Raw genomic sequence first — 11,516 nt, forward strand, 5'->3', positions numbered from 1 at the left:
AAATTATACTATAAGAGGAAAGGAGATGTTTCGAAATGAAGCTTGTTTTACCTAAACAGCATGGTGCGTGGGCTATGCTACTTATTCCTTTTTTACTAAGTGCTTTTATAGGTAATGCATCTATTTTGCATATACCGTTATTTTTAGGATGGCTACTTCTTTATTTATCAACATATCCATTATTAATGGCAATAAAGAAGAAAAAGCCGTCCCTACATTGGAAATGGTTTTTCTATTATGCCTTTCCTGCCTTACTTTTTCTTATAATCGTTTTATACTATCATTTCCCGTTATTTTATTTTGGAGTAAGTTTAATTCCGTTTTTTCTCATAAACATATATTTTGCTAGACAAAAAAACGAGCGTGCCCTACTAAATGATATTAGCGCTATTATCGTTTTTTGTATTGCTGGATTGGCGAGCTATCACGTTGGTGTTGAAGGTATTGATCGTACTGCATGGCTTCTTTTTATGTTTAACTTCTTATTTTTTGTAGGAAGTACTTTTTATGTAAAGACGATGATTAGAGAAAAAAATAACCGGAAATATTTATTTATTTCGTGGGGCTATCACATCATCGCAGTGGTGGGGATGCTATTCATAAATCCGTTGCTTATAATTGCATTTATTCCAAGTCTTTTCCGTGCATTTTACTTTTATGGGAAAAGTTTGTCAATAATGAAGTTAGGTATTTATGAAATTATAAACTCTGCTTTATTTTTCTTTACGATTTTATTAGTTTTTCTTAAGTAGTGCAATACTAAAATGAGCAGAACAATTGCTGTTCTGCTCTAGTCAATGCTACATAATTCAACGGGACAATTTTCACAGTCGATCTCAAGTTTTAAAAAGTTTAGATCATGGATGGTTATTTTTCCTTTTTCAACAGAAAGGATTTCATTTTTCTTAAGCTCGCTTAACATCCGATTAACAACTTCTCGAGATGTACCGCAGTAGTTAGCCAAATCTTGGTTTGTAAGTGGTGTATCAATTAATATACCGTTCGGTTTCATTACACCGTAGCTATTAGTCATTCGTATTAATGTCGAATATAAGCCACCTTTTTTCCCTTTTAAAACGAGGTCACGGAATTTTGTTTGTGTTTTTCGAAAATGGATACTCATCCATTTCATCAGCTCTACAGCAATTTTACTATCGTTAGCAACACCTATTTCTAGTTCATCTTTTGGAATTACAATTGCTGTTCCGTCTTCCATAACTTTAGCGTTAAGCAAATAAAGTGCACCATCCGTAAATAGCGTTAGTTCACCGACAATATCGTCTTCACTACATAAACGCATCGTAAGCTCTTGTCCATCAGGTGTAATTTTACTCATTTGAACTTTTCCACTAAGGATTAAATATATTTCATTAGCTGTTTCACCTTCATGAAACAGGTAAGTACCTTTTTTTATGTTAATTTTCTTTTCAAATGTATAAAGGAATTGTTTCAGCTCTTTTGAAAGTTTGTCAGGCATTTATTGGTTGTCATCCCCTTTCCTAGCGTTTCCACTATTGTAACGGTAAAAAAAATAAAAAGCTATAAATATTTTGTGGCAATATTGTTATCATGAATGAATGATATTTATGGTAGAAAGGAGTAAAATATGAGTATTACAGGATTGCTACTTGCTGGTGGGAAATCGAGTCGATTTGGCACACCAAAGGCACTTGCTACGTACAAAAATAAGCTATTGTATCAATATTCTTTTGAAGCGTTACAAGTAGTAACAAATCAAATTGTTACAATTAGTGTTCCACATTTACAAAAAACATTTCAAAAACAAGGGAGATTGGTCGTTGTAGATAGGAATGAAGTGAAAGGAAAGGGTCCATTAGCAGGTATATACACTGGTATGAATTCAATTAAATCGGATTGGTATGTAGTTATACCTTGTGATATGCCGCTTATTGATGGAAAAGTATTAAATAAAATAGTGGATGCTAGGATGGAAAAGTATGATGCCATTATTCCGAAAGTGTTTGGAAAAGTTCAACCGTTAGTAGGGGTGTACCATTGTAGAACGGCACCAATTATACAATCCTTTTTGCAGAAGGATAATTTAAAAGTAATGGCTTTGGTAAACGAGCTTTACGTAAAATATTTAGATGAGCATGACCTTCAGTTAAGTGAAAATATATTCCAAAATATAAATTATCAAGAAGACTTAAAACGAATAGGCAAGTCTTGACAACATTGTGAAAGTGAAGGATGTTGTGATAGTGGTCACATCTGTTAAAAGTATAACACCCTATAATAAATATAGGAGGTGTTACTCGATGTGGGATAAAGACTTTAATGAAAATCCATTCATAGTTATTTGGGAATTAACACGTGCATGCCAGTTAAATTGTCTACATTGTCGAGCAGAAGCTCAATACAAAAGGGATCCAAGAGAATTATCCTTTGAAGAAGCAAAAAAATTAATTGATGAAATATACGAAATGGATAACCCGCTTTTAGTATTTACTGGTGGAGATCCATTAATGAGACCTGACGTTTTTGAGATTGGGAAATATGCTATCGAAAAAGGTGTGCGTGTTTCCATGACACCTAGTGCCACCCCAAATGTAACGAAAGAAGCTATCCAGAAGGCGAAAGAGATAGGATTAGCTAGATGGGCGTTTAGTTTAGATGGCCCGACAGCGGAAATTCATGATCATTTTCGCGGTACGAGTGGTTCCTTTCAGCTAACAATGGATGCAATTTCGTATTTAAAAGAGTTGGAAATACCGTTGCAAATAAATACGGTCATATCGAATTATAATATACATGTATTGGATGAAATGCTGGAATTAGTAGAACAATTAGGTTGTGTTTTATGGAGTGTGTTTTTTCTTGTACCAACAGGTCGCGGACAAGAAAAGGATATGATTTCACCAGTAGAACATGAGCGAGTATTTCGTTGGCTTTATGCAGCAAGTAAAAGAGTGCCGTTTGACATAAAAACGACAGCTGCTCAACATTACAGAAGAGTAGTGTTGCTGGAAAAGAGAAAAGAAGCTCGAAATAAGGAGCAAGTCATTCAATATGAACATGTGTTGAAGGATGGAACTACTGGTTTAATTGATGGACTCGGTCGTGCTCCTAAAGGTGTTAATGATGGTAACGGTTTTGTTTTTATTTCTCATATCGGCGATGTATATCCGAGCGGATTACTTCCCGTTAAGGGCGGAAACGTACGTGAAACACCGTTAGCAACTATTTATCGTGAATCTCCAATTTTCCAACAGTTAAGAGATCCTAACCTTTACAAAGGGAAATGTGGAGTGTGTGAATTTCGTTTCGTATGTGGCGGTTCAAGATCGAGAGCGTATGCGGCTACAGGTGATTATTTAGAAAGCGAACCGTATTGTGTTTATATACCAGAAGTGTTGAGAAAGAAAAAGGAAGAAAGCAATTGGGCTTAGCCAATTGCTTTTATTTTCGTTTTATTCAATTGTACAGTACTTAATTGGACAGCCTTCACAGTTTACTTCAGCTTTTAAATATTCAAGATCATGAATCGTAATTCTTCCTCTAGCAATAGAGATTATTTTATTTTTCTTTAACTCAGACAGCATACGGTTTACGCTTTCCCTCGTTGTCCCGCAGAAATTGGCTAGCGTTTGGTTTGTTAAATGCATATCAATTAAAATGCCATTACTTGAAGGAACTCCATAGCTATTTGTCATGCGAATTAACGTTGTATATAGCGCTCCTTTTTTTCCTATTAATATTAAATCGCGAAACTTTGTCTGTGTTCTTCTAAAATGATCACTCATCCATTTCATAAATTCAAAGGCTAATTGATTGTTGTGAAGAAACTCTTCTTCTAATACATCTTTTTTGATGACACCAACTTCACAATGTTCCATTGCTTTTGCATTTAAAATATATCTCGCATCATCCGTAAATAAAGTAAGCTCACCGACAATTTCATCTTTTCCACAAATACGCATAGTCAGTTCTTTTCCATCAGCTGCTACTTTACTAACTAAAATTTTTCCAGAGCGTACGATATATATTTCTTTAGCAGGCATCCCTTCTTGGAATAAAAAACATTCTTTTTCCACTTTAACTGTATGGTCAATTAAGTTAATAAGTTCTTTTAACGTTTCATAGCTTTCGTAAAAAGATTTATTTTTCGTTAACATAATTATCACCTGCACCTTGTAAAAGTAATTGTACTTTTTGTGCTAACTCTTTATAAGCGTAATATAACGGCGATTCTTCCGTGAAAATGGCACTACTAATTTTATCTTCCTCAACTGGTTCAATCGGCAATTTAACTAATACTTCTGTTTGAAGTGTGTTTGCTAAGTTGACTCCACCATTCTTGCCAAAAATATAATGTTTTTCCTCTGAATTTGGAGGGGTGAAGAAACTCATATTTTCAACAATACCTAAAATATCATGATTTGCTTTTTGTGCCATCACACCAGCTCGTTCTGCTACATGTGCTGCTGTTGGATGTGGTGTCGTAACGATAATTTCTTTACTTTGAGGAATGTAATGGTGCATATCAAGTGCAATATCACCTGTTCCTGGAGGTAAATCTAATATCATATAATCTAACTCTCCCCAAATTACATCCTTCGTAAAATGTTCAATCATTTTTCCTAACATAGGGCCTCTCCAAACTATTGGCTCATTTCCTTTTACTAAAAAGCCCATCGACATAATCTTAACTCCATGTGATTCTACAGGGATGATTTTTCCGTTGATCGTTTTAGGGCTTGCTGTAATAGAAAACATCTTCGGAATACTAAATCCATATATATCTAAATCGATTAGTGCTACACTTTTTCCTTCTCTCGCTAAACTAACAGCTAGATTGGCAGAAACGGTAGACTTACCAACTCCGCCTTTACCACTTGCAATTGCAATTATATGTGTATTTTTCATTTCAAAACACCCTTTCTTGCTTTCATACTTTTATTGTAGGGTACTTCCATTTTCAATAATGTGATTTTCCTCACAAATTACAAATGGCATAATTTTATTTCACGATTTTGTCACAGTGGGATGTGCAAAATGCTACTTAATTTTAATAGAAGTTTTTCAGTTTTTTGTAATTTAGTATTTAGACTATTTAAAAATTTGCTAGTCACATAACTGTCAAAATTAAGTGTGATGTAACTCACAGTCAGGTGAATTACTCAACAGATAGAATGAAGATACGAAAAGAGGCAGTATTCGTTTATAAGGAGTGAACATAATGGAGTTTTCAAGGTCTTTTTATTCTAAAACAAGTATGTACGCGTTTTTTGTTTCATTATTTTTAATCTTTCTTACTTGGGTTAGTACCGATAGTTTTCTACATTTTGATATGGCGTTACTAGGTTACTTCCTATCATCAATCATTTTTGCAATCGGAATAACGATTAGAATGTGTGCATGGTTAATTCGGCCAGCTACTCATCAAGTAATGAAAAGGAGTTTCTCAAACTTAAAAAATCGTAAACGTAAAAAAAGAAATATGAAAGCAATCGCAAAAACAGCATTTGAAAATATCGTTCTTCAAAAGTTTATTTTTAAAAGAGGAATATGGCGTGGAGTGCAACACATTATGATTGCTTGGGGCTGTATTGGATCTTTCGCAATTACATTCGGATTAACATTCGGTTGGTTACGATTTGATTTAATAGACCCATCCACTTATCAAATTGTCATGTTTAATATACCAACTATGAAAATGGCTGCAAATGGATTTTTGGCTAGCTTAATATATAACGGTTTAAATATTACAGCTCTAATGGTGTTACTCGGTGTAGTCATGGCACTAATTAGAAGAAATAAAAGTCAAGATGTGAAAGTAACACAACGAGTGGAATTTGATTTATTCCCATTATATTTATTGCTTGCAGTAACAGTTTCAGGATTAGTTTTAACTGTCTCTTATGCTTTCTTAAATGGTTTCTTACATCATTATTTAACGCTAATTCACCAAGTGACAGTAGTAATGCTACTCGTATACTTTCCATTCGGTAAGCTATTCCACTTCCCAATTCGTCCTTTAGCGACAGCGGTTCCGATGAACTACCAGGAGGAGCTAAAGGTAGATACGAGAGAGTGTGCAAAATGTAAAACAACGTATAGTAGTGACGATCAAATTTCAGACGTAAAGGCAATATTAGGTGCACAAAGCTTCGATTTAAAACTAGCAGATGGAACATACTTATCTGATTATTGCCCTGCTTGTCGAAGAAGAATTCGCGCGATGAAGCAAATGAATATGGAAGCGCCAATTGGTGACCCATACGGACCAGTTCAAACAAGAAATGGAATTCATCTATCTGGGTTTGGGAAAAAACGCTCAGAAGATTTTTATAAATTACCAACAAACAAAGATGAGAGTAACAGTGGGAGGGACTTAACGTGAGTGTATACCAAGTTAAAGACGGAGTAAAAAACTTAATTAAACCAGGTGAAAAGTTAATTACAACACATTGCTGCTATTGTGGGATGCAGTGTGGGATGCATATACGTGTAAATGAGAAATCTGGAAAAGTAGTAGGTGTTGAACCAAGATATGATTGGCCGGTAACAAACGGAAAAATGTGTCCGAAAGGTGTTACTGCTTATCAAACAATTGATCATAAAGAAAGAATTAAAACACCACTAATTAAAAAAAATGGTCAATTTGTAGAAGCGACATGGAAAGAAGCTTTAGATTTAATAGAAGAGAATTATAAAAGATTACAGCGTGAACATGGGAAAGATGCCCTTTCTGTTTTCGGTGGAGTATCCATGACAAATGAAAAATGTTACTTAGTTGGGAAATACGCTCGCGCCGTATTAGGTACGAGATACATTGACTATAACGGACGTTTTTGTATGAGTTCTGCTGCAGGTGGCTTCATGAAAACATTCGGTATTGACCGTGGTTCGACTTTACCTTGGCCAGAACTAGAACATACCGATTGTTTCTTTATGGCTGGTACGAACACAGCTGAATGTCATCCAACTAGTATTCAATGGCTGTGGAAAGCAAAAGACAAAGGCGCAAAATTAATTGTAGCTGACCCACGTGAAGTTCCAACAGCTCGTGTGGCTGACGTACATTTAGATTTAAAACCAGGTACAGACTCTGCACTAGCAAACGGAATGATGCACTTACTAATAAAAGAAGGCTATGTGGATGAAGCGTATGTAGCGGAGCGCTGTAATAACTATGAAGAGTTAAAAGATTCGGTACGTAAGTACACACCAAAATACACTTCAGAAATTACAGGTGTTGCGGAAGAAAAAATAATAAAAGCTGCTCATATATTTGGTCAATCTCCAAAATCCGTTGTTATGTTTGCTCGCGGAGTGGAACAACAAACGAAAGGTGTAGACAATGTTGCGTTATATAGCTCAATGGCACTACTAAGAGGTCAAGTAGGAAAATTTGCTTCTGGTGTTGCAACGTTTACTGGACAAGGGAACGGTCAAGGTGGTCGTGAACACGGACAAAAAGCAGACGCACTTCCAGGCTACAGAAAAATTAATGATCCAGAAGCGGTGAAATATATTTCAGGCGTATGGGGAATCAATCCGAGCGAAATGCCGAAAGAAGGAGTTTCCGCATACGAAATGTTTGACGAAATTCAAAGAGGCAAAATTCGTGCAATGCATGTTATTTGTAGTAACCCTGCAGTATCAGCACCAAATACAGAATATATTTGGGATGGGTTCAAGAAGCTTGATTTTATGGTAGTAAGTGATTTCTTCCTATCTGAAACAGCTGAATTTGCAGATGTAGTCTTACCTGCAACATCTTGGGCTGAAGATGAAGGAACAACAACGAACTTAGAAGGTCGTGTTATTCGGATTCGTAAAGTAGTTGAACCGATTGGCGAATCAAAACCAGACTGGGAAATCTTTAAGATGATTGCAGAACGTATGGGTAAAGGCCATTTATTTCCATATAACAATGCAAGAGAAATATTTGAAGAGTTTCGGATTGCTTCAAAAGGCGGAAAAGCGGATTATTACGGAATTACTTGGGAACGTATCGAGAAAGAGGACGGAGTGTTCTGGCCGTGTCCTTCCGAAGATCACCCTGGTACGCCAACGATGTTTAAAGAAAAATTTGGAACTCCAGATGGGAAAGCGAATTTGGCAGTTGTTAAATGGCAAGAACCTGGAGAAATCCCAACACCTGAATATCCACACATTTTAACAACAGGACGTGTAGTATTCCATTATTTATCAGGCTCTCAAACGAGACGTGTCGATTTCTTAATGGAACAATGCCCACTACCATACGTGGAAATGCATCCCGAGCTAGCTAGTCAATACAACTTATTAAATGGAGATAAAGTAAAACTTACAACGAAAAGATCACATATGGAATTAGAGGTACGTTTAACGAAAGCAATTAGAAAAGACACGATCTTTGTACCGTATCACTGGGGAAAAGAGCTTGCCGTTAACCAATTAACAAACCCTGCTTTAGACCCAACATCTAGAATGCCTGAATTTAAAGTATGTTCCGTTAAAATAGAAAAAATTTAGCTAAAGGAGGCGAACATCATGAATAAAATAATGTATTTAGAATTTGAAAGATGTATAGGGTGTCGTGCGTGTCAAGCTGCTTGTCGAGAGTGTGGAGACCATGATGCGAAAGAAAGAAACTATGTAGAGTATGTGGACTTTATGGAAAGCCGTCAAACATATCCGATGCTATGTATGCAATGTAAAGAACCTGCTTGTGCGAGAGTTTGTCCAGCGAATGCGATTCAAATAACAGAAGAGGGCGTCGTTCTTTCAGCAATGGAAGAAAAATGTATCGGTTGTCGGAACTGTACGTTCGGTTGTCCTTTCGGAATACCTAAGTTCGATTTCGAAGAGAATAAAATGTATAAATGCGACATGTGTTATGACAGAACGAAGCATGATATTGCTCCAATGTGTGCATCTGTTTGTCCATCTGAAGCCATTCGATTTATTGACTTTGATGAAATGCAAGCATTACGTAGAAGACGTACGCAAATGAACTTAGTCGAAGGGAAAAAACCAAAAGAGGGGAACAAGTGGGAATATGTCCCTGAATTTTTTGGAGTTTATAGTGACTAAGAATATGCAAGAGAGGAGTGGTTCCGATGCCTAACAAAGAGAATAAAGGAAAAAAGACCGAAGATATGATAAATCTCGTCGATAACTTAAATCAAAAAGATGATTTGAATTATAATAGAAGAGCATTTTTAAAATCCGCTGTAGGAGCATCTATAACACTTGGGTTAGCGACAATTCCTTTTTCCATAAAAGCAATGATGGACGACGGTGTAGAGGATGAAAATAGAGTAGAAATAGTTGACTTGGAAGATTTGCCAAAAGGAACTTCCGTTAACTTTAATTATCCGACAGAACATGAACCAGCGATATTAGTTCATACACCTCGTGGTGAATTAAAAGCATATAACAATAAATGTACCCATTTACAATGTCCGGTATTTTATGAAAAGGAAAATGATACGCTATTATGTCCATGCCATAAAGGTTACTTTAATGTTGATAGTGGCCATCCTGAAGCAGGACCACCGCAGCGGGAATTACCTTTAATTGAGCTAGAAGTTCACAATGGGACGGTGTATGCAGTCGGAAGGAAGATTCGTCATGGGTAAGAAGTTATGTTGGGTTATTATCGTTTTAACAATTGCCGTGAACGTAGTTTCTTTACATTTTACTATCGAGTCTTATTACGGTAAACATTATGAGCACGTTTATCTGTTTACAGGAATCGCTTGCGTTTCTATTATCGTTGCGATCATCACGTTTTTTAGATGGAAGAAGTTAGAATATGCAGAGTGAAAAAAGTAGGAAGTTGCTATTAGTGCAACTTCCGCTTTTTTTCTAGAGAAAGAATAGTAATACAATAGTATGTTTACCAAATTATTCAATGAACATTTATAGAATACTTTCTTTTAGATACTGCACACTAAAAAGTATCTCTAAAAGGAAAGGACGATTTAGCTTTGAAATTTTCGATAAAGTTGATGTGTTCAATCATTCTTTGCCTTATTCCTATCATAGCGAAAACTAATCATGCACATGCCCTTTCAGCAGAAAGTGCCATTTTAATGGAACAGGAATCAGGAAGAATACTGTTTGAAAAGGATGCTTATTCGAAAAAGAGAATTGCTAGTATTACAAAAATAATGACAGCAATTATTGCGGTAGAGTCTGGGAAATTAGATGAGTTGGTTAATATAAGTGAAAATGCTGAAGGTGTAGAAGGGTCTTCCTTATATTTAAAAGCAGGCACAAAGGTAAAACTAGAAGATTTAGTTTACGGAATGATGCTTCGTTCGGGAAATGATGCGGCTGTAGCTATTGCAGAGCATGTTGGTGGAAGTTTAGATGGTTTCTGTAAGTTGATGAATGAAAAAGCTAAAGAATTGGGAATGGAAAGTACGTATTTCTCTAATCCACACGGTTTAGATGATCACGAGAAACATTATTCTACCGCATATGATATGGCGTTACTAACTCGTTATGCATACAATAATCCTATATATAAAAAAATTGCTGGGACGAAGGAATATAAGTTTTCTTCTAAAAAATATGGAGATCAATATTGGCGAAATAAAAACCGATTAGTAACAGGAATGTATCAATACTCGACTGGTGGAAAAACAGGTTATACGATAAGAGCGAAAAGAACGTTAGTGTCAACAGCGAATAAAGATGGAATGGATTTAATTGCTGTAACACTAAATGATCCACATGATTGGCGTGATCATATTTCCCTATTCAATAATGCATTTAACAACTATGAGATGGTTGATATCGTAACTAGTCAGTTATCTCGTGAAAAGAAACAGCCATTCACTGAAAATCTCTACGTGAAAGAGTCTATTCGTTTTCCTTTAACGAAAGCGGAAAAAGAGCAGTTACGAGTTGATTTAAATATAAACGTAAACGAAGAACATATAGATCCTCATGAACCGGTTGGTAATTTTCTTATAAAAATAGGAAAGAAAGAAGTAAAGTCTGTTCCGGTATTTATGAAATATGTACCATTTGATATGAATCATTATATAGATTAAAAAACCTGAAAGAAATCTCTTTCAGGTTTTTATTTTAAATGATAAATTTTTAACGATAGAAACCTCCGCCAAATCCTGGTCCATATCCAAATCCAGGTCTAACACCAGGTCCATACCCAAATCCAGGTCCGTACCCACCGAAGCCTGGTCCATATCCACCATAAAACGGTCTAGGACGTGGTCCAAATCCCCCACCAAATCCTGGGCCAGAAACTAAAGCACCACCTAATACGCCACCTAAAAAACCACCTAAAAGTGGGTAACCAAAACCACCAATAAATCTTTGTCCGCCATGAGGTGGTCCATGCATATCATGTCTATACATTTACTTTTTTCCTCCTCCTTTTCCTTTCCTTCCTAGTCTATGAAAGAAGTCTAGAAAACTCGTGGGCGCTTGTCACAAAAAAGGAGAATTAATTTTAAGACAAGTTAAGTGCCTAAAACGAATTATTTCTCATCAATGAAAAACAATCAAAAAAAGGCTGGGACAAAACTAAA

13 protein-coding genes are annotated in these 11,516 nt (G+C 35.9%); 9 read left to right on the plus strand and 4 right to left on the minus strand.

Annotated features, from left to right (window positions below):
- The first annotated feature begins 35 nt into the window (after nt 1-35).
- Nucleotides 36-752 carry a YwiC-like family protein gene (locus tag BC6307_RS03485; RefSeq protein WP_066416705.1) on the plus strand — a complete coding sequence of 239 codons (717 nt, stop codon included), beginning with the start codon at nt 36-38 and terminating at the stop codon, nt 750-752.
- A gap of 38 nt (nt 753-790) precedes the next feature.
- Here the strand turns inward: BC6307_RS03485 and BC6307_RS03490 are convergent, their stop codons facing one another.
- A complete protein-coding gene (locus BC6307_RS03490; RefSeq protein ID WP_066416702.1) occupies nt 791-1,477 on the minus strand; it encodes a Crp/Fnr family transcriptional regulator in 687 nt (228 codons plus the stop codon).
- A gap of 129 nt (nt 1,478-1,606) precedes the next feature.
- Between BC6307_RS03490 and BC6307_RS03495 the strand changes: the two genes are divergently transcribed.
- Together BC6307_RS03495 and BC6307_RS03500 are read left to right on the plus strand one after the other, a co-directional pair.
- Nucleotides 1,607-2,191, plus strand: coding sequence for a molybdenum cofactor guanylyltransferase (locus tag BC6307_RS03495; protein ID WP_066416701.1), 585 nt, complete (start codon nt 1,607-1,609; stop codon nt 2,189-2,191).
- An 88-nt stretch (nt 2,192-2,279) separates the two neighbouring features.
- Nucleotides 2,280-3,410, plus strand: a complete 1,131-nt coding sequence (locus BC6307_RS03500; RefSeq protein WP_066416699.1) for a TIGR04053 family radical SAM/SPASM domain-containing protein — start codon at nt 2,280-2,282, stop codon at nt 3,408-3,410.
- A 21-nt stretch (nt 3,411-3,431) separates the two neighbouring features.
- Here BC6307_RS03500 and BC6307_RS03505 read toward each other — a convergent pair whose 3' ends face one another.
- On the minus strand, nt 3,432-4,136 hold the full coding sequence (locus BC6307_RS03505; protein ID WP_066416695.1) for a Crp/Fnr family transcriptional regulator: 705 nt from the start codon (nt 4,134-4,136) through the stop codon (nt 3,432-3,434).
- Entirely contained in the window at nt 4,120-4,887 is a 768-nt protein-coding gene (locus BC6307_RS03510) for an Mrp/NBP35 family ATP-binding protein (RefSeq protein ID WP_066416692.1), read from the minus strand. The genes BC6307_RS03505 and BC6307_RS03510 overlap by 17 nt, the downstream gene beginning before the upstream one ends.
- Nucleotides 4,888-5,200: 313 nt before the next feature.
- Here BC6307_RS03510 and BC6307_RS03515 point away from each other — a divergent pair, with 313 nt between their 5' ends.
- From BC6307_RS03515 to BC6307_RS03540, 6 genes are all read left to right on the plus strand, one after another.
- A complete protein-coding gene (locus BC6307_RS03515; protein WP_066416690.1) occupies nt 5,201-6,364 on the plus strand; it encodes an MFS transporter in 1,164 nt (387 codons plus the stop codon).
- Nucleotides 6,361-8,484, plus strand: a complete 2,124-nt coding sequence (gene fdhF / locus BC6307_RS03520) for a formate dehydrogenase subunit alpha (RefSeq protein WP_066416688.1) — start codon at nt 6,361-6,363, stop codon at nt 8,482-8,484. Before BC6307_RS03515 ends, fdhF begins: the two co-directional genes overlap by 4 nt.
- A gap of 18 nt (nt 8,485-8,502) precedes the next feature.
- A complete protein-coding gene (locus BC6307_RS03525; RefSeq protein WP_066416686.1) occupies nt 8,503-9,045 on the plus strand; it encodes a 4Fe-4S dicluster domain-containing protein in 543 nt (180 codons plus the stop codon).
- 26 nt (nt 9,046-9,071) lie between these two features.
- Nucleotides 9,072-9,593 carry a QcrA and Rieske domain-containing protein gene (locus BC6307_RS03530; RefSeq protein ID WP_066416685.1) on the plus strand — a complete coding sequence of 174 codons (522 nt, stop codon included), beginning with the start codon at nt 9,072-9,074 and terminating at the stop codon, nt 9,591-9,593.
- Nucleotides 9,586-9,780, plus strand: a complete 195-nt coding sequence (locus tag BC6307_RS03535; RefSeq protein ID WP_066416684.1) for a hypothetical protein — start codon at nt 9,586-9,588, stop codon at nt 9,778-9,780. Before BC6307_RS03530 ends, BC6307_RS03535 begins: the two co-directional genes overlap by 8 nt.
- Nucleotides 9,781-9,944: 164 nt before the next feature.
- Nucleotides 9,945-11,018 (plus strand): D-alanyl-D-alanine carboxypeptidase family protein, encoded by a 1,074-nt coding sequence (locus BC6307_RS03540; protein WP_066416683.1) that lies wholly within the window; start codon nt 9,945-9,947, stop codon nt 11,016-11,018.
- A 49-nt stretch (nt 11,019-11,067) separates the two neighbouring features.
- Here BC6307_RS03540 and BC6307_RS03545 read toward each other — a convergent pair whose 3' ends face one another.
- Nucleotides 11,068-11,343 carry a hypothetical protein gene (locus BC6307_RS03545; protein WP_066416681.1) on the minus strand — a complete coding sequence of 92 codons (276 nt, stop codon included), beginning with the start codon at nt 11,341-11,343 and terminating at the stop codon, nt 11,068-11,070.
- Nucleotides 11,344-11,516 lie beyond the last annotated feature (173 nt).

Source organism: Sutcliffiella cohnii (assembly GCF_002250055.1).
In the GTDB taxonomy this organism is placed as follows: Bacteria; Bacillota; Bacilli; order Bacillales; family Bacillaceae_I; genus Sutcliffiella; species Sutcliffiella cohnii.